At 50.5% G+C, this 22,478-nt stretch carries 22 protein-coding genes; 5 read left to right on the top strand and 17 right to left on the bottom strand.

Annotated elements, in window-relative coordinates:
* Position 1: 1 nt before the first annotated feature.
* Complete coding sequence (locus ACETK5_RS30135; RefSeq protein ID WP_100541510.1) at positions 2-568, bottom strand: thioredoxin family protein; 567 nt, start codon at positions 566-568, stop codon at positions 2-4.
* A 3-nt stretch (positions 569-571) separates the two neighbouring features.
* Positions 572-1,183 (bottom strand): undecaprenyl phosphate transporter UptA, encoded by a 612-nt coding sequence (gene uptA / locus ACETK5_RS30140; RefSeq protein WP_326116230.1) that lies wholly within the window; start codon positions 1,181-1,183, stop codon positions 572-574.
* Positions 1,184-1,334: 151 nt separating this feature from the next.
* On the opposite strand from uptA, the gene ACETK5_RS30145 reads away from it, so the two are divergent.
* Positions 1,335-1,649 carry a hypothetical protein gene (locus tag ACETK5_RS30145; RefSeq protein ID WP_326116231.1) on the top strand — a complete coding sequence of 105 codons (315 nt, stop codon included), beginning with the start codon at positions 1,335-1,337 and terminating at the stop codon, positions 1,647-1,649.
* Positions 1,650-1,883: 234 nt separating this feature from the next.
* On the opposite strand, the gene ACETK5_RS30150 is transcribed toward ACETK5_RS30145, so the two are convergent.
* The 5 genes from ACETK5_RS30150 to yyaC all read right to left on the bottom strand — a co-directional run bounded on the left by ACETK5_RS30150 (position 1,884) and on the right by yyaC (position 8,151).
* Complete coding sequence (locus tag ACETK5_RS30150; protein WP_394059573.1) at positions 1,884-4,097, bottom strand: O-antigen ligase family protein; 2,214 nt, start codon at positions 4,095-4,097, stop codon at positions 1,884-1,886.
* A gap of 378 nt (positions 4,098-4,475) precedes the next feature.
* Entirely contained in the window at positions 4,476-5,651 is a 1,176-nt protein-coding gene (locus tag ACETK5_RS30155) for a class I SAM-dependent methyltransferase (RefSeq protein WP_326097703.1), read from the bottom strand.
* Between the two features lie 36 nt (positions 5,652-5,687).
* The gene (locus ACETK5_RS30160; RefSeq protein WP_100541506.1) at positions 5,688-6,368 is read right to left on the bottom strand and encodes a DUF6483 family protein; all 681 of its coding nucleotides are present in this window, start codon (positions 6,366-6,368) and stop codon (positions 5,688-5,690) included.
* A 343-nt stretch (positions 6,369-6,711) separates the two neighbouring features.
* Positions 6,712-7,503 (bottom strand): alpha/beta fold hydrolase, encoded by a 792-nt coding sequence (locus tag ACETK5_RS30165; protein ID WP_394059576.1) that lies wholly within the window; start codon positions 7,501-7,503, stop codon positions 6,712-6,714.
* 108 nt (positions 7,504-7,611) lie between these two features.
* On the bottom strand, positions 7,612-8,151 hold the full coding sequence (gene yyaC / locus ACETK5_RS30170) for a spore protease YyaC (protein WP_100541504.1): 540 nt from the start codon (positions 8,149-8,151) through the stop codon (positions 7,612-7,614).
* Positions 8,152-8,331: 180 nt separating this feature from the next.
* Between yyaC and ACETK5_RS30175 the strand changes: the two genes are divergently transcribed.
* Positions 8,332-8,559, top strand: coding sequence for a DUF1128 domain-containing protein (locus ACETK5_RS30175; protein ID WP_100541503.1), 228 nt, complete (start codon positions 8,332-8,334; stop codon positions 8,557-8,559).
* Between the two features lie 108 nt (positions 8,560-8,667).
* Here ACETK5_RS30175 and ACETK5_RS30180 read toward each other — a convergent pair whose 3' ends face one another.
* Together ACETK5_RS30180 and ACETK5_RS30185 are read right to left on the bottom strand one after the other, a co-directional pair.
* Positions 8,668-9,387 carry a pirin family protein gene (locus ACETK5_RS30180; protein WP_326097706.1) on the bottom strand — a complete coding sequence of 240 codons (720 nt, stop codon included), beginning with the start codon at positions 9,385-9,387 and terminating at the stop codon, positions 8,668-8,670.
* Between the two features lie 65 nt (positions 9,388-9,452).
* Positions 9,453-10,457 (bottom strand): asparaginase, encoded by a 1,005-nt coding sequence (locus ACETK5_RS30185; RefSeq protein WP_394059579.1) that lies wholly within the window; start codon positions 10,455-10,457, stop codon positions 9,453-9,455.
* 278 nt (positions 10,458-10,735) lie between these two features.
* Between ACETK5_RS30185 and ACETK5_RS30190 the strand changes: the two genes are divergently transcribed.
* The 3 genes from ACETK5_RS30190 to ACETK5_RS30200 all read left to right on the top strand — a co-directional run bounded on the left by ACETK5_RS30190 (position 10,736) and on the right by ACETK5_RS30200 (position 12,018).
* Positions 10,736-10,993, top strand: coding sequence for a GlsB/YeaQ/YmgE family stress response membrane protein (locus tag ACETK5_RS30190; RefSeq protein WP_394059581.1), 258 nt, complete (start codon positions 10,736-10,738; stop codon positions 10,991-10,993).
* 48 nt (positions 10,994-11,041) lie between these two features.
* On the top strand, positions 11,042-11,452 hold the full coding sequence (locus ACETK5_RS30195; RefSeq protein WP_100541500.1) for a YtxH domain-containing protein: 411 nt from the start codon (positions 11,042-11,044) through the stop codon (positions 11,450-11,452).
* 134 nt (positions 11,453-11,586) lie between these two features.
* The gene (locus ACETK5_RS30200) at positions 11,587-12,018 is read left to right on the top strand and encodes a DUF5665 domain-containing protein (RefSeq protein WP_127593952.1); all 432 of its coding nucleotides are present in this window, start codon (positions 11,587-11,589) and stop codon (positions 12,016-12,018) included.
* An 89-nt stretch (positions 12,019-12,107) separates the two neighbouring features.
* On the opposite strand, the gene ACETK5_RS30205 is transcribed toward ACETK5_RS30200, so the two are convergent.
* The 8 genes from ACETK5_RS30205 to ACETK5_RS30240 all read right to left on the bottom strand — a co-directional run bounded on the left by ACETK5_RS30205 (position 12,108) and on the right by ACETK5_RS30240 (position 22,356).
* A complete protein-coding gene (locus tag ACETK5_RS30205) occupies positions 12,108-13,085 on the bottom strand; it encodes a magnesium transporter CorA family protein (RefSeq protein ID WP_394059583.1) in 978 nt (325 codons plus the stop codon).
* Positions 13,086-13,206: 121 nt separating this feature from the next.
* Positions 13,207-13,977: a sigma-70 family RNA polymerase sigma factor gene (locus tag ACETK5_RS30210; protein WP_009594120.1), complete on the bottom strand. Its 771-nt coding sequence runs from the start codon at positions 13,975-13,977 to the stop codon at positions 13,207-13,209.
* Positions 13,974-14,423 (bottom strand): anti-sigma B factor RsbW, encoded by a 450-nt coding sequence (rsbW, locus tag ACETK5_RS30215; RefSeq protein ID WP_100541497.1) that lies wholly within the window; start codon positions 14,421-14,423, stop codon positions 13,974-13,976. The genes ACETK5_RS30210 and rsbW overlap by 4 nt, the downstream gene beginning before the upstream one ends.
* Positions 14,424-14,455: 32 nt before the next feature.
* Positions 14,456-14,779 (bottom strand): STAS domain-containing protein, encoded by a 324-nt coding sequence (locus ACETK5_RS30220; RefSeq protein ID WP_009594079.1) that lies wholly within the window; start codon positions 14,777-14,779, stop codon positions 14,456-14,458.
* Between the two features lie 112 nt (positions 14,780-14,891).
* Positions 14,892-16,571, bottom strand: coding sequence for a response regulator (locus ACETK5_RS30225; RefSeq protein WP_100541496.1), 1,680 nt, complete (start codon positions 16,569-16,571; stop codon positions 14,892-14,894).
* Positions 16,572-16,591: 20 nt separating this feature from the next.
* On the bottom strand, positions 16,592-17,446 hold the full coding sequence (locus ACETK5_RS30230) for a CheR family methyltransferase (protein WP_394059587.1): 855 nt from the start codon (positions 17,444-17,446) through the stop codon (positions 16,592-16,594).
* 78 nt (positions 17,447-17,524) lie between these two features.
* A complete protein-coding gene (locus ACETK5_RS30235) occupies positions 17,525-21,184 on the bottom strand; it encodes a response regulator (RefSeq protein WP_100541494.1) in 3,660 nt (1,219 codons plus the stop codon).
* Positions 21,181-22,356, bottom strand: a complete 1,176-nt coding sequence (locus ACETK5_RS30240) for a PP2C family protein-serine/threonine phosphatase (protein ID WP_326115682.1) — start codon at positions 22,354-22,356, stop codon at positions 21,181-21,183. Before ACETK5_RS30240 ends, ACETK5_RS30235 begins: the two co-directional genes overlap by 4 nt.
* Positions 22,357-22,478 lie beyond the last annotated feature (122 nt).

The raw sequence follows: 22,478 nt of genomic DNA on the forward strand, positions 1-22,478 counted from the left end.
ATTAGAACCCTGACATAAGTTCACGCAATTCCTTAATGATGGCAGCGTGGAACTCATACCCTTCCCCGTAGGCTTGAATAATGCTTTGTCGTGTGGCGGCAAGGTTGTCCTGATAGTCCGATGCTTCACGATCCGGATTGTTCTGTTTAAACTCAATCATAAACTTCTGAACATGCGCCGGACGCGGCCCCCATGTACCGAGAACATGTCCTCCGGTATCCGAAATGATAACAACCGGAATGGAACGGGCGCCCATGGTCAGGAACTGATCCATGACGTCCAGATTCTCTTCCATAATCAGCACTTCCGTCTCAATCCCCGCAGTCTCCATCGCACGAAAAACGACAGGTATATTGCGTGCAACATCACCGCACCAGTCCGCTGCCAGAATGAGGACCCGCAGGTCATCCCGGAAATTCAGGCTTTCGAAGAACTCCTTATCCTCTTCATTCCCCCAGACAAACTGTTCATACCCTGCCTTGAACGTCTCCTGGTTCTTCTGCATGCCGTCCATAAATTGCTGTGGAGATATGCCTGTCCCCAAATGATTTGCCATATTCATACTCATTCGTTATTTCGACCTCGCCTTCGATGATTTTATCCATTTTATCAAAAAATAAAGAATCATGACGGTCAATGCGCCCAGCAGAATTTCCTGCACGTACGGCCCTGCCTTCTCGTCGATATGCTCCCATTGATCACCCAGAAGCAATCCGAGGTATAAGAATAATGCCGTCCATGGAATAACCGCAAGGGTGGTCAGCAGCGTAAACTTTCCCACATGCATCTTGGATATGCCGGCCGGGATGGAAATCGCATGCCGTACCACCGGTACAAACCGTGCCGTAAAAATAACGCCGGTACCGTACTTCCCGAACCATTCCTCGGCGTAATCGATGTGCTTCTTCTTAATCAGTATGTACTTCCCGTACTTCTCCAGGAAGGGCCTGCCTCCGTAACGGCCGATCCAATAAATAAACAATTGTGCGAGCACACCGCCAACGGTACCAAAAATCATGGCTCCGATAAAATGAACCTCACCCATGGAAACCAGATAACCGCCATAGGCAAGTACGATCTCGCTTGGGATGACCTCCACCATTAATCCGAGCATGATTCCGAAATAGCCCAGCTGCTGGATCCATTCAAACAGTCGGCCTACGGCCTCGTAAAAGAATTCCACGCTTGTCCCCCGCTTTCTTCCTGCGTTGATTTCTTATACTAGCCTATTCTAACACAGGCCGGGACATGCCTTCTACTGCGCCCAATTACGGGCGGCGCTGTGACTTTCGCCGGTTTCGGGACATATGGTGGAGCAAAGGAGTGAGTTACGCATGCATTCTCCCCATGCCAAACAACCGGGCAGCAAGCCCCCCTCCCCGCGGGGGATACGGCGGGCCTGCAGCAAAGAATTGTACCGTACGACCAAACGCCTCAAACTGTACCTTCCTCCGGAAACCTTGAAGCAAGGTGAAGAATTGTATTACCGGAAGGTTATCGGCAATTTGATCTGGATCCACGAAAACTACAGCAACAAGAAACTTTTGTGCGACTGGTGGGAAAAGGACGTCTGCGGCGAACTGGCCGAGCTGTGGCAGGTTCCGGAACGTCAGTTGGCCTCGGCCTTCCGGGATGCTTTCGGCGGATAACGCTGCTCTTCCTTGTTCCGTTCTCTGCTGTGGAATGGACAGTAAGCAAAAACCTTCGATGGCATAAGCAGCAATCAAACGACAGCTCGGTGCTTCCAACACTGTTCGTATGGACAAACGAACCGCCGCGTGTCGTCAGAGCGTGGACTCCGTAACGATTGAAACAACCACATCCTGAAACACGCGCAGGCACGCGGTAAGCCGCTCTGGGTTACGATACAAGCACGATTCGCGTTAGCGCTGGTCGGGGATATCTGCTTTCATGGGCTGCCTTGCGGCATGCTTCCGTGTTCCCCCATTCAGTATTTTTTCCAAACGGTTGGCCTGCCGCGCTGCAAGCAAAGACAGATCGAATTCCCGGTCATTTCGATGATCATCCATCTCACGAAAATCGACCGCAAGGGCACGATAGCGCATCAGGATATCCATACCGGCCCGGGCTGCCTTAACCGATCTGGCGGGATCCCCTGCCGTCCGGTGCCAATCTGCAAGGGCAGCCAGCTTCAGCACGGCTCGGGTTTGTTTGACCTCATTGAACCGATCCCGATCGATGGCCGCTATATACCAGGCTGCCGCCTCTTCCGATTCGCCTCTTAGCGAGTAAGCCTCTGCCAGCTTCCAGCTTAGCCCGGGGTGATTCGGTGCGTACACCAAACTTCGCTTCAGCAGCGGGATTCGCTGACTGGGGGAAAGCCAATCCGCCAGGTTCAGTGCCGCCTCCGTGTTGGCGGGGTTCCACTTTAACGAGGATTGGAGAAGCGCTATCTGCGGTCCGGACGGTTCCGAGGCGGCCCATCGCTCTTTGACCTCGCTGATGCCCAGCGCAGCAGCGAGAAGAAACCAGCCCCCAAGCAGAACGATCGCCGTAACCCTGAGCAGTGGCAGCGATAATAACGGCTGATATCCCCGGCTCCCTCCATAAACGGTTAGCAGCTTCGTCCCTATTTTGAAGGGTTTGCGTCTTTGTGCCGCGTTAGGTCCATCCTGCACTTCCGGACCAGATGAGGCCACAGCGAAGCCCATTACCGTAAGCCACAACAGCAGCAGCCATACCAGCCCAAAGCTCCAGTCAAAGTCCACGGCCGCGTGTCCGATCAGTACGAGGGCAGCGGGCATGAGTCGGGAGCCCACAGCAATGAGCCCCGCAGCCATAGAGCTAACCAGAACAAGGACAAGCAGCAGCCCGATCACTCCCGTATTCAGCAGGATATCCATATATCCGCTGTGCACCTCGGCACCTACGTAGGGCTGGGACTGAATGGCAAGGTAGGATTGCCGCCACGTCTCCCCGCCACGTCCCAGCCACAGCGACGACCGGGCAAGCTGCCACGCGTCGCTGTACATGAGGCGGCGCGCGCTCAGCGTAGCCGCGCCGCCCAGGGTCCGATCCTGCACCTGATGCAGGATCACCGCTCCGGCTGCGGCAGCCAGCAGCGCCGCAGCCCCCAAGGCCCCTGGCGCGGCAACCCGCCGCAACGGGCCCCCGCTGTGCCGCCAGCGGCACAGCAGCAGGCCGGCGAGGACGCCGCCGGCCCAAAGCCCGGCCAGCCATAGCAGGCCGGGCAGTACCGCCGGAGCCAGCTTGGCCTCCGCCAGCTGGCGGTACAGCAGCGCCGCGCTCGCCATTGGCGCGGCGGCAGCCACAAGGAGCGGCGTGAAGGCACGCCGCTCCTTGGCGAAGCCGGCCGCGCACGCGACTGCGGCCGCAAGCCAAGCGCCGCGCGACTCCGTCAGGAGCAGCGCGGCGGTGTAGGGCAGCAGCGGCAGCAAGGCAGCCGCTGCGCGGAGCGGGCCCGTCCGGGTCCGCAGGACGGACGGTAGCGCGAACAGCCGCTCCAGCAGGAAAGCGGCCATCACGGCACCGAACGTGTTCGGGTATTGAAGCAGGCCGCCAAGCCTCGCGCCGGTCGCGCTGATGTCCGCATCCGCCGTATGATAGATCCCATACGGCAGCTGCAAAAGCCCATATACGGCAAGCAAAGCGCTGCCACACAGCACAGCGCCCATCAGATGCCAACCCGCCTGCATCATAAGCAGGCCATCACTTCTACGGCATATGCGCCAGGCGACGGCTGCAAAGGAGCCGTAGGTCCCCCACAAGATAATCTCCTTCATCGTGCCTTCCAGAGTGAGAGCGCGCCCTATTCCCATCCCTATCCCTATCCCATGAAGCACATAAATGAGAATCATTCCGCAGATACAACCGAGAAGCACCCGTAATCCTCTATCCGCAGGAGCCGCGCCCGACAGCACGCCAACGCCATGTATCTTCCGGCTTTGGACGGCACCATTCCATTTGGCTCCCATCATCAGCAGCAGAAGCACACCGAAACCTGCCCCGACCCCATAGATATCTCCATCAAAAAACATCCCGCTCCGGATACCTGCCACAAAGACAAGTGCCATCAGCAACATCCCGCAATGACGATGCAGGGTCTTACATGCCATGAACCAACGCCCCCGTTCCCATGCATAACCATTTATCCCCGGCTGTTCCTTACACGGCATTCGTCTTTCGCAGCCAAACCATCTATTAGCCATTGTGGACAAGGACATACTTCGTTATTCTCGATGCGGCGTTGGTGATCGGCGGTGATCTTTCTAGTGCGCAATAAGGCGGCCTGATCTCTATGGCAAACTTCGAATACCGATATAGAAAAAACGTCTCTCGACGAACATTCTCAGAAGAAAAACCGCGTTTAGATAGTAATTGTCTGGCAATATCCGGAAGGCCCAGCTTCATAGTTTATGCTTTCTGTTAACTAAAAAAGCGATGAAAGTGCGCGCTCGCACGTTCATCGCCAATCCGGTTCAACGCGATTCCGTTTACGTATCCGGCAGCAAGTCCTTGCACGCCCGTTCAAGATATGGCGAGGCGCTTAAAAAATCACGGAATGCGGTATATTCCTGCCACAGCTTATCCCGATCTCCGGCAGAACCGCTAACCGCCCGGATCAATATATTCTTCGGGGTATGTTCCATATCAATAAACTCCAGCAGCTGTGTCTTGTAGCCCATCAGATCGAGGAGCTTGGCTCGAATGGCGTCCGTGGCAAGCGCCGAGAATCGTTCTTTCAGAATACCGTGGGACAGCAGCGGCTCCATAACAGGGCTTTGGACTTGGGAGAACAGCTCATGCTGGCAGCAAGGCACCGACAGAATAACCGAGGCCCCCCAACGGACCGCTTTTTCCAGCGCAGCGTCTGTTGCCGTATCGCATGCATGCAGCGTGACCACCATATCCACCTGCTCCAGTTCGTCATATTCCGCAATGTCACCAACAAGAAACTGCAATTGGGTGTAGTTCAGTTTTTTCGCCAGCATACTGCAGTGTTCGATGACATCTGCCTTGAGATCCAATCCGACAATATTCAGCTTTCTGCGCGCGGTTACCGCCAAATAGTGATATAAAGCGAAGGTCAGATAGGATTTGCCGCAGCCAAAATCAACGATCGTCAGCGGACGGTCCTCCGGCAGGTGGGGAAGCACATCCTCAACCATCTCCAAAAACCGGTTGATCTGTTTGAACTTATCGTACCGGCGAGCAAATACTTTTCCGTCCTCACTCATGATGCCGAGTTCCACCAGAAACGGAACGGGCTCCCCCTCTTCAAGGATATACGTCTTTTTCCGGTTATGGGACAAATCCGTCTTGGTCTTGGAGGCGGATTTGGTCAGAATCGAAACCTTGTATTTCTTCGAGATCAGCACCTGATAATCCGCTTCCGGCGTATACATCATCGCTTGCCGGAATACATTCTCGAACATGTCAACCAGCACCGCCTCGGCCTCATCCGCCGGCACGTTCTGATGGGTGACTTTGGTTCCCGAATAATACGCGAACTGGTAGTGCAGCTTGTTCTTGAGCTCTACAGGTTTAACCGTTACTTTGCTGTACGTCATGCCTTCCCGCTTGCGAAGCTGGCTTAGCGTAGCCGTGATTAACGATCCTTCTTCCATGATGTTATGAATCAATTTTCTTAATGCATCCAAAGGGTACATCTCGCTTTCTTTATGTTATAGACCGATTAATCCCGCTTAGGTAAACGACTTGTCGCCATTCACCGCATGCGGAAAACGACGGTTAAGCTCATCCATTCCTTCGTGGACTTCCTCCAGCGGAAGACCGCCCTTCGCCAAATCCTCGGGCAGCTTCAGCTGCAATCTTTGATAGAACTGTACGGCTTCGGTATATTCCATCTTGCCGTTATCCAGCAGTTGGTAGAGGGTGTTCTCCGCTTCCGCGTACATCCCTTGCTGCTCCGTATACGCATAGTAATCCCGCATCGCCGTCTCTGGCAATGCGTATGCCCTTAATCGCTCTTTAACCATGCCGATCCGTTCCGTTAACCCGATCAGTTTCGGATCCGCCCCCTGCAGGGCCGACTTCAAATATAATTGTAAAACCTTGGTGTAGAGCATAACGGCCTCTTCTTCACGCTCCATCTCAAGCAGCAGCGATGCTTCTTCTTCCATAAGTCTCGCTGCACTCTGCAGCTTGTCCGCTTCCAGATAACCATGACTGCGAAATAGCTGTTCAATGTCGGCAGCGGACAATGAGCGAAGCAGCTCTGAATTCAACCGGAACTGCCGTTTGAACAGCTCATCGAGCTCCCATAAGGCTTCTGTGTGCTTGCGCTCCTGCTTCAGTGAAAACACCTTGGCAATCATCTGTGTCATATCCTCAATCAACCGCACGAGATAATCCCTGCGAAACATACCCTCGCCCCCAACCTGCATCCATGCCGAATGCAGCGTATTGATGACCTGCTCTTTACTTTCCGGTGAGTCCTGCTGCTAAGGACCTGGATGAATGCCGGGCAGCTTCAGCGAGTCACCTTTGCAGTGCAATCATGTTGGGTCAAAACCCAAGCCGGATCACGATTAAATTGTAGGCTATTCGGGGCCAGAATTCCAGTATCCGGCCCTTCCCTCCCATTTCTTGGCTCTATCGGCCGGCCAAGCAACGACGGAGAGTAGTGCCTAGGCACAATAATAAATAAACGGATATCCCGTTCAAGGATATCCGTTCATTATAAACTATTGAAAGATCTTCATGCGTTTATTCATGCTCAAGCCGTCCCATGAAAGATGTGATGACTTCCCCCAGCTTCTCCGGCGTCTCCATCATACTCATATGCCCTGCGCCCTCGATTACGATTTGGGTCACGTTGTCATGGTCTGTCGTAAAGGTACGCTCTGCCGGAATCAATCCGTCCTTCTTCCCTGCTACCAGCAGGGTAGGCAGCGTGGACGCCGAGAGCACATCGCGTCGGTCCGGACGCTCACGCATCGCCAGCGCCGCTCCGATTGCTCCCTGAGGTGGCGTTAGATAGCCTATCTCCTTTGCCCGCTGAATACATTCCGGCTTGCTCTCCTTCGTATCCGGCGCGAATAAGCCAGGCACCAATCCGTCAACAAAAGCGGTAATGCCTTCCCCTTGGATGGTGCTGACCGCCTTCACCCGCTTCTCCTTCGCTTCGTCCGAATCCGGGTAGCCTGTGGAATGAATCAGGCCGAAGGCGTTCAAGCGAGAAGCGTAACGCTGGACGAAGGAGAGCGTGATATATCCTCCGAGGGAATGACCGAATAAGGCTGCCTTCGGAATGTCGAGCTCATCCATCAATAGCAGTACATCGTCTGCCATCTGTTCAATGGTATACGATCCCATCGGTGCATCAGACCGCCCGTGACCACGGAGATCCGGTACAATGACTCTGAAGCCTTGAAGAAATGGCAGTACCTGTTCCCAGTAGGCAGAGCTTCCGCAGAAACCATGAAGCAGAATGATTGGCTCACCTTGTCCCTGATCAACATAACAAATCGTGCTGCCGTTACATTGTACTTTTTCCATAGCGATACCCTTCTTTCTATTCAGCGGATGCCACGTGATAGACACCCATTATTTTATAAAGAATGATCTATTATTAAACAAAAACACCCCCGGCTGAAACGCCGTGTCTTACGGCCTAAGGCCAAAGGCTATAGCGGCTTGCTGCGCTATCTGCTCCGCCATCCCCATGACTTGGTACAGGGACGTCACTTGGAGAGTCCAATACGGCTTCGGTCCATGGACGTTCACAACCGCTGCCACGCTGTAATCTCCCACTGCCGGAAGCCTCCCGCCGACGGACTGGGCAGGCGTCAGCGGACCCTCGCATGTAAAGAAATATCCGACTGACGAGGATTGCCCCAGGCATGCATCAATAGCAATTATCGCCTTATCCTCAGGTATACCTTGAAGCCTTGCCTCAAGATTAAAAGCGTCGCACGGTTCAGGCAGCGTCCCGATTACATGCGGAAAACCGTATTCTATGAGCCGGCTTCCTGTCAGCGGTCCGAGTGCATCTCCCGTGGAACGGTCGGTGCCAATACATAAAAATACGATGCTGTCCAGCTCATGCCGCTGCGAAATCGTCCGAAAAAAATCCGTCAGTTCATGCCCCGACATTTTAGCTTTTACAGCATGTACGCCTGGCGTCTTGCCGGCTTGTTCGCTCATGACGGCCCTCCTTGATCTCACCGCTTGAAGCCTTGCTCCCGCAGCCTGAAAAACCTTTTTTTCCTGATTTTAACCTATCTCTGTCTCCGATGGCAAAAACATTGGTCGAGCCGCACGGTAACATGTTACAATACAGGGATGAAAATCGTAAATCCGCCTATGAGAGGATGGTGTTAATCCATGGATTTGAGTGAAAAATCCCAAGCCAATGTCGAGTATATGATTGAACAGATTAAAAACAAGCTTCGGATGGCTACAGGAGCTGCTATGCAAGCCTCCGCCTTCTCGGTTAACCAATATGATGATATTTATGATTTGTACGATATGGTCATGAATAAACAAAACCTGAGTATATCGGAAGTGGAAGCTGTTGTATCGGAGCTCGGGCAGCTTCGCGGGAACCAGTAAATCATCGTTACCCGAGAACCTTGAATATCTAAAAGAAGAACCCTTTTATAGCAAAGCCCCCGGAACTTCGCTAATCTTAGCGAAGTTCCGGGGGCTTTCTGTCCTTCTCTACGGCATATCGATCATCACCACTTCCGAGTTCCCCTCACTTGAGTTCCCCCGGAATGTCAGCTCATGACGACGCTGGATCCTTGCCGCGTCACCCGCTTTAATATCGAATACGCCGTCTTCCGATGATATTTCGACATGACCGCTTATGACGTACACATGCATTCTCCGGTTCCCGGCCAGGCTGTACGTCAGTTCTTGTCCCGTTTCGAGTATGCTGCTGTACATCACAACATCCAGCGATGGATGCAAGCTTGATTCACCATTACCTGACCCGATGATCGGAAGCATCTGGTTCAATTGCTGTTCCTTTGTAAAATTGCTTTGGTGATGTATCGTCTCAAGGCCCGGTTCCGCAGGGAGAAACCACATTTCCAGATAGCGTACGTCTTCTGAAGAGGAGGCATTCCTCTCGGCATGATACACGCCGGAGCCTGTATTCACGACATGAATCGAACCGGGTACAAGCTCCAATAACTTCCCTGTATCATCTTCATACGTTAACGTGCCTTCCAGCACCAAATGAACAATCACCAAGTCATGATGAAACCTTCGATCAAATCCCTCCATCGGTTGGAGCACATATTCATTATGCGCCAGCAGGCTTCCAAAATGCTCGTTATGCGGATCTGTATAATCACCAAAAGAAAAGCTGAATTCACTATGAATACCGTCTTCATGGGTAGTATGTCTTTCCGCTGCCGTCATGATCTTAATCATGGCCGGTCACCTCCGCCGTTTTTACTATTCAATACCCCGGCGGTTTCCGGTCTAATCAGTCGTCCTTAAGCGCGGAGCAGCTTAAATCCGGTTTCTACCCTGCCTACTTGAAGACCTTCATCATTGTATAAATCCTTAGGGTATGCGGCTTTCAGACGCTCGATGGTCGGTTTGTTGCTATAGCCGATTTGCTCCAATATGGACTCCGTGATCCAGCCCCACTCCTCTTCGGAGCCATCTGAAATTTTGAAAGAAATGCCGAGCCGCTCCTTCTTAAGACCAAAACAGTACACGCCCTTGAAGCCGCCCTTGGCCACAATATTATGATCTTCCAGAAGAAGGGTATCCACTTTGTGTTTACCCGCTACCATATAAGGTGCTGCATGCATGGCCTTCGTGATTCGGATGACTGCCTTCTGCGTCGGCCCATCCTCTATGAGGTCCGGGGAGGCGAGCTTCATATAGGCTGTTGCCAGAGCGCGGAGCGGCATGGCAAATACCGGCAGTCCGCAACCGTCGGTTCCCAATTTGACATCGCCAGGAGCCAATCCCGCCAAATAGGCAACCGTCCGAAGGATCTCCTGCTGCAGCGGATGTTCCGGCTGATCGTATCCCGTTAGCGAATACCCTGCCATCTGGCAGTAGGCCAGCATCCCATAATGCTTGCCGGAGCAATTATGGTACCATTTACTCTTATCACCGCCCCCTCGCAGAAGAGCCTCTTTGCTTCCTTCGTCCAGCGGCCAGCTGGATGCACAAACCATGTAAGCTTCACTGATGTCCGCCTTGCGCGCAAAACGTTCCAATACTTCTACATGAGCCGGCTCGGCACGATGCGAAGCGGTCATGACCGCTATTTCCTCATCGGTCAGTCCATAATGGTCGGCCAGCCCGCCTCGAATGGAGGGAATTGCCTGTAGGGGCTTGGCCGAAGAACGCGTAAATGCGACGTAATCCGGATCTCCCGCAAAAGCCTCAACGTTTCCTTGTTCATTCACAATACATATATGTCCATTGTGGACGCACTCCAGTATGTCCGCCCGATATTCCTTCACCAGTACAGTATCCATGTTGTCTAACTCCTTCTCTAACCGTCTCTTACGCATTGAGCCCTGAAAAACCTGTATGTTTGCATCTCCCCGTCATCACGCACATCCGAGAATGATTGCAAATCTGTATTCAGTATAGTACAAAAAACCGCAAATAACAGCAGGCTTCGTTCCATTCAGGACGGACATTTCATTTATCTCCCGTTTTGCACTGTCCTGTTTCATGGTGTGGCCTTACGTTTAATTACGAGATAAGCAAGCCCACTCGAAACACATTGCTCTGAAAAGGAGGCGATCGTATGTGGGGAATTATCATCAGCATCGTGATGGCAATCATCATCGGGATTATCGGGGATGCGCTGGTTGGTCATGAAATGCCGGGCGGAATTATCGGTTCCATGATCGCAGGTTTCATAGGCGCATGGATCGGACCGTGGCTCTTCGGAGCATGGGGTCCTGTCATAGGCGGATTTGCTATTGTGCCCGCTATCATCGGTACAGCCATCTTTGTATTCCTGCTCGGTCTTGTTGCCAAGTTGTTTAGACGCACAGCCTGACTCTCGTGTTTATATTCTTTCTTATATTAACTAAAAGGAGTGAAAGTTATGAATAACACAGAACAAGAATATCCAGTACAAAGCGGTTCGACATTCTTCAAAGGTGCTTTCATCGGCGCCTTGGTCGGAGCGGCGGCAGCTCTGTTGTTCGCTCCAAAGCCAGGCCGCGAGCTTCGCGGGGATTTGTCCGAGAAGCTGAGCATGGTGTCGGATAAAACCAAGGAAGTTGCTTACACGGTAGGCGATAAAGCCTCCGAACTGGCCAAAACCGTGGGCAGCAAAGCCTCCGATGTCATGGCCACCGTGAATGAAGGCCGCCAGAGCATTATGTCCAGCGTCAAGGAAGCATCGGCTGACGTGTCGAGCGAGGTTTCGAGTGCTTCCAAAGATGTGAAGGATCAAGCGATGGATACTTCTTCCGAAGTCAGCCGTGAAATGAAATCGACAACGAATTATTAATTCGTATAGTCACGAATAGCCAGCTGACACAGCTGGCTATTTTTGTGCCAGATCGTGAACGTCTTCTTATACACATTGTAGTAATTCCTAAGTGAAATGAAACGGCGCATCTGCCTGGAAAGCGGGGATATCTCATGAGTAAAGCAAACCCATATCGTACCGGCTCCAGCTTCTCGACCCGAAGCGGCAGTCGTTCGACACGAAACGAGGAACAACGAGTACAATCCGAATCAAGGAAGGAAAGGCACTCCAAAGAGGCGGATGATGTCCAGGACCATCCCTTTGAGCTAAGGCACGAAGTGAAGAAGTTGAACACGCGACTGGACAAAATCGCCGCCACGCTGGAGAAATCCGAAATGAAGGACATGATCGATAATTACATGAATCCCAAGAAACGCATCATTGCCAACCTCACTGCCGGCCTAGCCCGGGGGTTGGGCTTAACCCTTGGTACGGCTCTCGTACTGGGTCTTCTGGGTTACATCCTCAGCTTCTTTGTCAACGTACCGATGATTGGGGATTTCATCTCCGATTTGCAAGGATATATTGATCAATCCAGATCCTAGTGTGTCTTCAATACATGAAAAAGCCCGGTGCCTATAGAGGTCACCGGGCGTTGTGATCATTCTCGCTGCCATTCATGCATATTCGTGCCTCAAAGATTTTTGTTGTTGGACTTCACTTGAAGCAGGTCTCCCGTCCATCCCTTCGCACGCATCCAAAGGTACATGCCTCCGGTCCACAGCAAAGTGAAGCCGATGACTACTGTAAATCCCCAGAACGTCTTAATGGCGGGCAAATTTTCAAAGTTCATCCCCCATATGGCTCCGACCACGGTTGCCGGTGTGAGCACGACCGTAAAAATCGTCAGTGTCTTCATAATTTCATTACCGCGGAACGCAGAGATTGCATCGTCTATCGATACCAGCGTATCGATTTCGCGCTCATAATGATGAATCAGCTTTTCCATTCTTTCCACTCGATGCAGGAGCTGTTGAAACGAGCGGCTGCTATCCAACTCGCCATGATACCCTTCCTTTGCTGCGGCAATCAGTTCCTGAAAAGGAATAAACAGATTGCTCCACTCCAACAACTCAAACCGGGACGACAAAATGCTATCCATTAAGGATCTCCGGTTGTGCGTACGCATATCACTTTCGACAAGACGCAGGTTATGCTCGAATTGATCCATTCCCGCATGGTAATAATGCAGAATGGCCCGAGCCAGCACAAACATGCCGTCGACGGGCTTTTGGCATTGATGAAGCATGGAAGCTCTTTCGGACTTAGCCATCACGCTTCGGGTATGGTCATCCAAATTGATGGTAATCAGCACTTGGTCGTCCGTATAGAAATAGAACTGTTCCGACTTGTAATGATCGGCATCATCCGTGACCTTATAAAGCATGGTTCCCATAATGACCGGCTCCACCCCATCCTTGAATCGGACGGATAAGTAGTTTCGTTCCTTTAACGTCGAAGCTAGATCAAACCATTCGGCTGTATAAGGATAGCGCGTCCGAAGTTCGCCGATCCAGGAGGATTGCCAGTTATCCGTTCGAACATCGTACCACTTCCATCCCCCTGCATAAGTATAAATATCCTGACCTTCCATCCCATCTGGCCCCAGCATGTTTTCTTTGCCACTCCCTTCTATAAATACGAATCGTAGGTTCCAAAAAGGCACGCTTTCCTGTAATGGAGGAAGCGTGCCTTATGTTGCGATACGTCTGTTTCTACGAGGCTTGTCCATATCAGTAAGAAGAATTGGACATGATCTGCTTCAGTTTTTCCGTTGCCCGCTTCTGGATACGTGAGACACTCATTTGCGACACGCCTAACCTCTGAGCGATAGCTCTCTGGGACTGTCCCTCCTGAAATGCCAGCAATAGCACCTTCTGCTCTTGCTCCTTCAACTGACTCATCGCCTGCTGAAGATCCATGCGCTTCTCAACGGAATCAAAATCATTCACATCCGAACTGATCAGCTCTCCAAGCGTCGCTCCGGTTTCTTCCTGAGATAAAGGGGAATCCAATGAAACATAATGATAGCATTCACGTCCGGCTAACACTTCAACCGTTTCCTCAACGGAAAGATCCAGGTAGGATGCGATCTCATTCACATCGGGAGATCTCTCCAGCTTCACCATTAGTTCATCAATCGCTTGCTGAACCAAGGCACCCTTTTCCTTGATTCGTCTTGGTACTTGAATGTACCATGATTTATCGCGGAGGAAATTCTTCATATGCCCGATCATGCTCTTCATGGCATAGGGTTCAAACGGAATCCCCAGGCTGATGTCATATTGCTGCAGAAGACGAATTAATGCCATTTGGCCAACCTGATACAAATCCTCATACAGGTCGGGCCGATTTCGGGCAATCTTGCCTGCCGCCATTTTGACCATCGGTTCATATTTCTTAATCAGCACCGTCGCGATATCGTTATCCTTCGTTTGCTGATACTGTTCAATTAAATGAACGGCTTCATCTCTGGACTCTTGGGGAGTCGCCTTATCACTCATACGGGCTCCTCGCTTCTTGCGAGACGCTTTGTCAGCGTAACCTCGGTTCCCTTTCCAGCCTGGTTTGTCACGCTTACTTCATCCATAAGCGCCTCCATCAGGTAGAAGCCTAGTCCTCCGATTTGGACCTCGCTGAGATCTTTATCATGAAGTGTACGGTTGCCAACCGCTCCCACACTGTCGAAACTCTCCCCTTCGTCTCTGACCGTAATGGATAGCGACTCGCTGGTCACTTGAAATAAAACCTCTACCATGCCGCCTTCCTGACTATAAGCATACAAGACCGAGTTATTACAGGCCTCCGACACCGCAACCTTCATATCTTCGATCTCTTCATAGGAAAAGCCCATCTTGGAAGCTATTCCATAGAGATTCAGTCTTACAATATCCACGTATTCAGCACTGGCAGGCAAATTAAGCGTTACTCTTTGTACATCTGAATTCATTCTTTTCGATCCTTTCCTATTGGGAATTCTTCTTACGACTGAAAGAACTTCGCAATACCCGTCATATCGAACAGCTTTTGAATTTGCGGCGGAACTTCCTCGACTGCAAAGCGTGCTTCCATGCCATGTCTGGCTTTCAGTATCGATAGAAGAATACCAATACCCGTACTATCAATATATGTCATGTCCTTCATGTTGACGATCAAGTCTACTTCGGAATTGCCGACAAGAGGCTCCATCACTAATCGAAAATCCGGAGCGACGGACAGATCAAGTTCACCGCTCAAAAACACCGTGCATACGCCCTCGTTCATTTGGGTCTTAGCATTGAACTTATCATTCGTTTTTGTATTCATAGACACTCTCTCCCAATCATTTGTTTTCCCTTTACATAACCCGTTATCTAGCTTGTTGAAACAGGTTAAAGAGGGTTATGGACACGCTAATATATGGAAAACGATTGCCGCGCTAACCGTTGATGATGCGAACAGGGCTTGGGGGGATATCCCATCCTTCCGGTTCTACCGGTACATACCGGGATATCAGGTGCTTCACACAGCTGATTTTGACCGGCTTGCTGATATATTCATTCATGCCCGCGTCAAAACAGCGCTTCTGAATCCCGTCCATTACATTAGCCGTCATCGCAACCAGAACGGGAGCCTCAGCATCCGGCTTCATCTGGCGGATCAGACGCGCTGCCTCCAGACCATCCATTATCGGCATCTGCAAATCCATGAAGATCATGTCGTAGACTTTGGGACCGGCAACCATCTCAACCGCCTGCCTGCCGTCCTCCGCCATATCCGCCTTCATCCCCATCTTTTCCAGCATGCTGTCCATCAGCTTTCGATTAATCGGATGATCGTCCACAATCAGGATGTTCGGCTGCCTCTCCCCATGCACACGATATTTTGCCGAACGCTCCTCTACCCGGAGTCGGTGATACTCTTCCTCATGCGTATGAACGCAGATCGTAAATACGAAAGTGGCTCCCTTGCCTTCCTTGGAGTCAACCGCGATCTCTCCGCCCATCATCTGTACGAGCGATTTACAGATAGCAAGCCCAAGTCCTGTTCCGCCGTAGCGCCTTGTCATCGAGGAGTCCAACTGAGAGAACGGCTTGAACAACCGATCGATTTTCTCGGATGAGATGCCAATTCCCGTATCCTTCACCGTGAATTCAAGGGTTAATCGGTCCTCTTTAGTTTGAGTAAGCGAAACAACCAAATACACGCCGCCCTCATTCGTAAACTTCACGGCATTGGATACCAGATTCACCAATACTTGACGAAGGCGTCCCATGTCACCGAATACGATCGCAGGAATTTGATCCTCAATGTAATACGTAAGCTCCAGATTCTTCTTGGAGGCTTCTCCGGAGAACAAACCAAACACTTCCTGAACGCAGGACTTGAGATCAAACGGATATTCCTCCAGCTCCATTTTGCCTGATTCCATCTTGGAGAAATCCAGAATGTCATTAATGATGTTAACCAAAGCATCCGCGCTGTTGCGGATAATCGTTGCGTACTCCCGCTGCTCATCCTGAAGATCGCTGTCCATCAGCAAGTCAATCATACCGATGACGCCATTCATCGGCGTTCGGATCTCGTGACTCATCATCGCCAGAAATTCCGTTTTGGCTTTGGCGGCAATCTCCGCTTCTTCCTTGGCCAGCACAAGTTCTTGATTAATTTTTTCAAGCTCCTGGGTCTTCTGGTGCAATTGCATGGATTGAATCTTCAGCCTGTTATTGGTCCGGTACATATCGACAAAACCCTCGATCTTGGATTTCAAGATTTGAGGGATAAAGGGTTTAACCATATAGTCGATTGCCCCCGCGGAATATCCTGCAAAAAGATGCTCCGCGTCCTTGCTGTTCGCGGAAATGAATATGATCGGAATATCCTTTGTCTTGTCTCTCGCCTTGATCAGCCTTGCTGTTTCGATACCGTCCATGCCGGGCATTTGTACATCGAGAACAATCACGGCAAAATCATACTTCAAGAGATATCGCAAAGCCTCTTCCCCCGAAGTAGCTTTAATAAGTGTGTATTGTTCGCTGTCCAGAACAGCTTCGAGTGCAAGTAAGTTTTCAGGGCGGTCATCTACCAACAGAATATGAATCGGTTCGTGAATCCCCATGAGATCCTCCTACAAAACTTCTATTTAATCTTCCGGTATATTTTCTCCACCCGGTCCAGCGTCTCATAAGCTTCACTATAATTCGTAAAGTGTATGGACTCTTTAGAACCCAGTACGAGAATACCAAAATGGCTTAGACTCTCGTGAAATAATCCGTGTACGTGATCCCGCAGCTGATCATTAAAATAAATCATGACATTCCGGCAAAAGATCACATTAAACTCGTTAAAGGAACGGTCTGTTGCCAAATTATGCTCGGCAAATATCATATTTTTCTTCAAAAACGGTTGGAAAATAACCGAATTGTACTTCGCCGTATAGTATTCGGAGAACGAGCGGGTACCGCCCGCCTCCAAATAATTCTTGGTGTACTGCTTCATGCGTTTGATGTCGAATACGCCTTCCTTGGCCTGCTGGAGAGAACGTGAATTCATGTCTGTCGCATAAATCCGGGATTTCTCATACAGTCCCTCTTCATGAAGCAAAATGGCCATGGAATACACTTCTTCTCCGGTCGAACAGCCGGCATGCCAAATCCGTATATAAGGATACGTACGAAGCAATGGAACTACCGACTGCCTGAATGTCAGGAACAGCTTCGGATCCCTGAACATTTCCGTAACCGGAATCGATAAATTATATATGAGACGTTCAAAACAAGAACGGTCGTGAAGTACTTTATCCTGAAGGGCTGAGATTGTGGATACGCCCTCGGCATGAACATGGTGCCAGATTCTCCGCCTTAATGAGGGAATAGCGTAATTGCGAAAATCGTAACCATAGAATCGATGAATACCTTCCAAAAGAAGCTCAATCTCGATCTGTTCCAGCTCACGTTCGCTTTCCTCTGTTAACAACAGTTGTTCTGATTCCATATGGTCACTAGATGACATTACGCTTGCACCGCTTTCCCCGTGTTTATTTGCTACTTGTACTTTACCCACAAAAGCGGCTTACGAATACAACCAAACCCTCATAAGCGAAAGAAGTTGCTCCGTTTGTATCGGCTTCTTCATATAATCGGAAGCTCCCGCTTCAATACACTTCGCCCGATCCTCTTTCATGGCTTTGGCTGTCAGGGCAATAATCGGCAGTTTCTCGAATTCCGGCATTTCGCGTAAACGTCGCATCGCCTCATACCCGTCCATCTCCGGCATCATCATATCCATTAACACCAGATCGAAATCGGGATTATCCTGAAGCAGCTCAATGGCTTCCCGGCCGTTCTCGGCAAAGGTAACTTCCATATGGTATCCCTCCAGCACGCTGGAGAGAGCAAACACGTTGCGGATATCATCGTCCACCAGCAGAATCTTCTTGCCTTCAAACAGCTCTTCCTTGTTGTGCAGCTTCTGCAGGATTTTACGTTTATCTTCCGGCAAATCAGCCTCGACCCGATGGAGGAACAGCGTCGTTTCATCCAGAAGCCGCTCCGGTGATTTCACGTCTTTGATGATGATCGACTCCGCATATTTACGAAGCTGCATCTCTTCCTTCGAATCCAAGTCCTTGCCTGTATAAATAATGATCGGCAGATCCACCAGATTCTCGTCATCGCGGATCTGATCTAGCAGCTCAAAGCCTGTCATGTCCGTCAGCATCAGATCAAGCACCATACAATCATAGCGCTGTTTACGCAGCTCACTGAGCGCTTCGGCGCCTGTGGATGCCGCCGTAATCGATACATCGTCATGACCAATCAATTCAATAATGGAATTCCGCTGAATGTCGTCATCCTCGACAATCAGAAGATGCTTCATCGATTTTTCCGCATAGGATTCGATATGCGTAAACGCGTCCTCCAGCGCTTCTCTGGATGACGGCTTCTTCAAGTAAGCGATCGCTCCCATCATTAATCCTTGCTTCACTTCATCCACGACCGAAATGACATGCACTGGAATGTGGCGCGTAACCGCGGAGCTCTTCAGCTCGCCCATGACAGACCAGCCGTCAATGACCGGAAGCTGGATATCCAGGATGATGGCATCCGGTTTGTACGACTTGGCCATCTCCAGACCGATATCCCCCTGCAATGCAACCAAGGCCTTGAAGCCGCGTCCTCTGGCCATATCCAGAAGGATTCTGGCAAACTTCACGTCATCCTCAATGATAAGCAATACTTTATCTGTCGGTCCGAGCTGGTTGCGATCGTCATCCACCTGTACGGATGGCTGAGCCTCTTTCGTAATCATCTTTGCCTTCGGTACGATCAGATTACGCTCCGGTGGCGCCTCAATTGCTGCGGCAGCTTCCTGTGTACCTTCTACCAAATCCGGACGACTGGCTGGCAGGAAGAGCGTGAAGCAGCTTCCCCTGCCCTCTTCCGATTCAACCAGAATGCCCCCGCCCAGCAGACGGGAAAGCTCGCGGCTGATGGATAAACCAAGCCCGGTTCCCCCGTATTTACGGCTGGTTGTGCCGTCTACCTGCTGGAAGGCTTCAAAGATCAGGTCCGTTTTATCAGCCGGGATACCGATTCCGGTATCTCTGACAGCAAAGGCCACATAATCCGCTTCGGCATTCAGATAAAGCGGAAGCTTCTCCTTGTCGGCCTTCTCCACATGCAGCTCGACTGAGCCGCTATTGGTAAACTTGAAGGCATTCGATAACAGATTACGAAGAATTTGTTTCACGCGATGGCTGTCCGTAACGATGCTCTGCGGAATATCTTCACTAATGTGCACACCGAGGTCGATATGCTTGCGTGATGCCACGGCGGCAAAATTCTGCTCCACGAAGGCTTCAATATCCGGAAGCTGAACATCCTCATAATGAATCTCCATTTTCCCTGCATCCACTTTAGACAAATCGAGAATCTCATCAATCATTTTGAGCAGATCGGAGCCTGACATATATATGGTCTGTGCATATTCAATCTGCTTGGTGCTCAGATTTCCATCCTTATTCTCCGACAACAGCTGTGATAAAATCAGCAGGCTGTTTAGCGGGGTTCGCAGCTCGTGAGACATATTGGCCATGAACTCCGACTTATATTTGGTTGTAATCGACAGCTGCTTCGCTTGCTGCTCAAGCTGCATTCTTGCCTTCTCGATTTCATCGTTCTTCTCTTCCACTTCCTGCACCTGTTCCTCAAGCGCACGCGTCTTGGCAACAAGCTCGGTATTGTAATGCTCCAACTCTTCCTGCTGGCGCTGCAGCAAGTCCTCGGAGCGCTTGAGGGCATTGGTTTGCTCCTCCAGATTTTCGTTGGTGCGGCGAAGCTCTTCTTGCTGGGTCTGCAGCTCTTCCGATTGAACCTGAAGTTCTTCGGTCATGGCCTGCGATTCGCGCAGCAGCTGCTCCACCCGTAGACGGCCTATAATATTGTTGAGAATGATGCCAAGAGATTGGCTCAGCTGAGATATTAGCTGCTCCTGTAGTGATGTTGTTTCCTCAAAAGCTGCCAACTCAATAACACCCATCACTTCATTCTCAAACAGAATCGGATAAATTATGACGGATACCGGCTTCGATGATCCCCATGCGGATTCCACCTTCATGTAATCCTCCGGTGCGCTTTTCAGTACGATCGGTTTCTTGTCGAGCGCAACTTGACCTACAAGCCCTTCCCCGATCATGAAGGAAATCTTCGGCTCTTCGCCGCCTTCATGGGCGTAGGAACCTTTCATCTCCAACTTATTCGGATGTTTGTCTTCTTGACGGATATAGATAGCTCCATAATGAGCACCCAAAATCGGCGTGAATTCGCTGATGAACCGCTGACCGACTTCCTCCAGGGAATTGATCCCCTCCAGCAGCTCCGTGACTCTGGCCATGTTCGAGTTCAGCCAGGACTGATCACGCTGCGCCTGGAGATAGGTTTCCTCGATGCGCTGCTTCTCGATAATGTCTTCAGACAGGTCTTTAAATACCCGAGCGACATCGCCAAACTCATCCTTAGACGTCACTTTAATACGACGGATCGCCTTCAATCTGCCTTCTCCAAAGCTCTTCAACATCATGGAGACCACGTTGATGCCTCGGGTAATGCTTGGAAGAATCCATAGAATGACCAGCATCCCTATTAACAATCCGCCAGCCATGATATAGATGAACATTTGGACAGAGCGGTCATATGCCGCTTTCGCTGCTGTTATATCATCATTGATCTTCTGGTTCTCGTAGCTGCTAAGCTCGTTCAAACTCGTCAGCATCTCTTCCTGGACAGATTGTCCTGTCGAATTGCGAAGCAAATTGGCCTCTGTTGCGTTGCTCTTCGCCAACAGCTCCAGTGTCTTGTTTTGATAAACGATATATTGATTCACCGCACGCTCAATCCGGACTAACAATTGCTGCTCTTCTGCGGTATTTGCACTTTCCTGGATCGCTTTAAAATACGACTGAGCTCGTGCTGTCATCGCTTCCAGTTCCTGTTCGGACACAGCATACGTGGACTGGTCATTGCTCAATATCATATTCGTAAGCTCTCGTGCCATGTCGTTGACTTCTCCGCGCATTGCGCTGGAGTTTCGTACCTTTTGATAGCGCTCCTGATAGATCTGGTCCATCTGGTCGTTCATATAACTGATTCGGTCATAACCAATCAAGGTCAGAACCAGCATGAGCGCCAGCAAAGTCGTAAAACCAATGACTAACTTGCTTCTAAGCTTCATTGATTGGTTTCCTCTCCTTTTTTAAGAGATATCCAAACCAGGCATTTATCGTCCTCTCGCTCCTGCGATGGATCATCCACAAAATATTGCTCCTTCATTTCATCTTCTCTCCAATGATGAGGGCCGCCCAAATGCTTCTTCAGATAATCCAGCTTCTCGTCATGACCGCCCTCTACCAGTTCGAGCAGGCCATCCGTATACATGACCAAATGTCCTTCACCTTCATATTGAAAGCTTCTTGGCTCCATGTCTTCGATCCGGTCGAATAACCCAACTGGGCAGCAGCCTTGATCCAAAGTCATCACATCCCCGCTTTCCTGAAAGAAGAGAGCCGGAGGATGCCCTGCGTTGACGTAATCCACCCGCTTCAAACGGGTGTCTACAACAAGATAGATCGCTGTAAAATAGTACTGTATCAGCTGTTCGCCGAGGTTTAACTGATTGAACCTGCGGTTCAATTCCTGAACCACCTTCTCCGGTTCGACATAAGTCGTCACCGTGTCCTTCAGAACCGAAGCGATGAACATGCAAAATAAGGACGAAGTAATCCCGTGTCCCATCATATCCAGCAGAATCACGCCATAACGGCCATCGCCAAGCGGGTACCATGCATACAAATCTCCCGCAAGCTCCGCCGAAGGCTGGTACAGCGCATGAATCTCAAGCTGATCATCTTCAATTGGTGAGCTCAATACGGCATTCTGAACCATGGCCGCAAGCTTCAATTCAGCCTGGACCCGCTGTTCCCTCTCAATATGCCAGTCTTTCTCATGCTTCAAACGGAGCGCCAAGCGAATCCGCGCCATAAGCTCCACCTTGTTGATCGGCTTCGTCACATAATCGACGGCTCCGGCATCCAGCGCTTCCGCCAGCTTCTTGGAATCCCCGACGGCAGTGACCATAATGATCGGTATATCTTTCAAATGCTCATATTGCTGTACAATACGGCAAGCTTCTATTCCATCCATCTCAGGCATCATCATGTCGAGCAGAATCAGATCGATATCCGCTCTCCGGGGCTGCAGCTCACGGCTGCGATCGCCAATCCCCAGATGTTCCAGCATTTCCAGTGCTGAAGATGCAGATAGAGTATTCTGATAATTTTCCTTTTTCAAGATTTCTCGAATAATAATGACGTTAGTCGGATTGTCATCTACGATTAATATTCTCATTGCCCTCTCCCTTAACGTTACGGATTATACGATAGAAATCCTTTTCCTACTATTATACTATAATAACCCTCTGATCTATTGCTATAGAAAAAGGCTCTACCTCTTGAATCTTCCACTTTTAT

Source organism: Paenibacillus ilasis (genome assembly GCF_043195395.1).
GTDB lineage: Bacteria > Bacillota > Bacilli > Paenibacillales > Paenibacillaceae > Paenibacillus_AQ > Paenibacillus_AQ lautus.

What these genes read in the sequence shown, in the direction of transcription:
- ACETK5_RS30235 (WP_100541494.1), bottom strand. Translation starts at nt 21,184, where the DNA reads ATGAAGCTTAGAAGCAAGTTAGTCATTGGTTTTACGACTTTGCTGGCG.
- ACETK5_RS30165 (WP_394059576.1), bottom strand. Translation starts at nt 7,503, where the DNA reads ATGGAAAAAGTACAATGTAACGGCAGCACGATTTGTTATGTTGATCAG.
- ACETK5_RS30155 (WP_326097703.1), bottom strand. Translation starts at nt 5,651, where the DNA reads ATGTACCCTTTGGATGCATTAAGAAAATTGATTCATAACATCATGGAA.
- ACETK5_RS30195 (WP_100541500.1), top strand. Translation starts at nt 11,042, where the DNA reads ATGAATAACACAGAACAAGAATATCCAGTACAAAGCGGTTCGACATTC.
- ACETK5_RS30230 (WP_394059587.1), bottom strand. Translation starts at nt 17,446, where the DNA reads ATGGAATCAGAACAACTGTTGTTAACAGAGGAAAGCGAACGTGAGCTG.
- ACETK5_RS30185 (WP_394059579.1), bottom strand. Translation starts at nt 10,457, where the DNA reads ATGGATACTGTACTGGTGAAGGAATATCGGGCGGACATACTGGAGTGC.
- ACETK5_RS30145 (WP_326116231.1), top strand. Translation starts at nt 1,335, where the DNA reads ATGCATTCTCCCCATGCCAAACAACCGGGCAGCAAGCCCCCCTCCCCG.
- rsbW (WP_100541497.1), bottom strand. Translation starts at nt 14,423, where the DNA reads ATGAATTCAGATGTACAAAGAGTAACGCTTAATTTGCCTGCCAGTGCT.
- ACETK5_RS30210 (WP_009594120.1), bottom strand. Translation starts at nt 13,977, where the DNA reads ATGAGTGATAAGGCGACTCCCCAAGAGTCCAGAGATGAAGCCGTTCAT.
- ACETK5_RS30175 (WP_100541503.1), top strand. Translation starts at nt 8,332, where the DNA reads ATGGATTTGAGTGAAAAATCCCAAGCCAATGTCGAGTATATGATTGAA.
- ACETK5_RS30150 (WP_394059573.1), bottom strand. Translation starts at nt 4,097, where the DNA reads ATGGCATGTAAGACCCTGCATCGTCATTGCGGGATGTTGCTGATGGCA.
- ACETK5_RS30200 (WP_127593952.1), top strand. Translation starts at nt 11,587, where the DNA reads ATGAGTAAAGCAAACCCATATCGTACCGGCTCCAGCTTCTCGACCCGA.
- ACETK5_RS30205 (WP_394059583.1), bottom strand. Translation starts at nt 13,085, where the DNA reads ATGCTGGGGCCAGATGGGATGGAAGGTCAGGATATTTATACTTATGCA.
- ACETK5_RS30220 (WP_009594079.1), bottom strand. Translation starts at nt 14,779, where the DNA reads ATGAATACAAAAACGAATGATAAGTTCAATGCTAAGACCCAAATGAAC.
- ACETK5_RS30135 (WP_100541510.1), bottom strand. Translation starts at nt 568, where the DNA reads ATGAGTATGAATATGGCAAATCATTTGGGGACAGGCATATCTCCACAG.
- ACETK5_RS30225 (WP_100541496.1), bottom strand. Translation starts at nt 16,571, where the DNA reads ATGGGGATTCACGAACCGATTCATATTCTGTTGGTAGATGACCGCCCT.
- ACETK5_RS30160 (WP_100541506.1), bottom strand. Translation starts at nt 6,368, where the DNA reads ATGTTTCGCAGGGATTATCTCGTGCGGTTGATTGAGGATATGACACAG.
- yyaC (WP_100541504.1), bottom strand. Translation starts at nt 8,151, where the DNA reads ATGAGCGAACAAGCCGGCAAGACGCCAGGCGTACATGCTGTAAAAGCT.
- ACETK5_RS30190 (WP_394059581.1), top strand. Translation starts at nt 10,736, where the DNA reads ATGTGGGGAATTATCATCAGCATCGTGATGGCAATCATCATCGGGATT.
- ACETK5_RS30180 (WP_326097706.1), bottom strand. Translation starts at nt 9,387, where the DNA reads ATGATTAAGATCATGACGGCAGCGGAAAGACATACTACCCATGAAGAC.
- ACETK5_RS30240 (WP_326115682.1), bottom strand. Translation starts at nt 22,356, where the DNA reads ATGAGAATATTAATCGTAGATGACAATCCGACTAACGTCATTATTATT.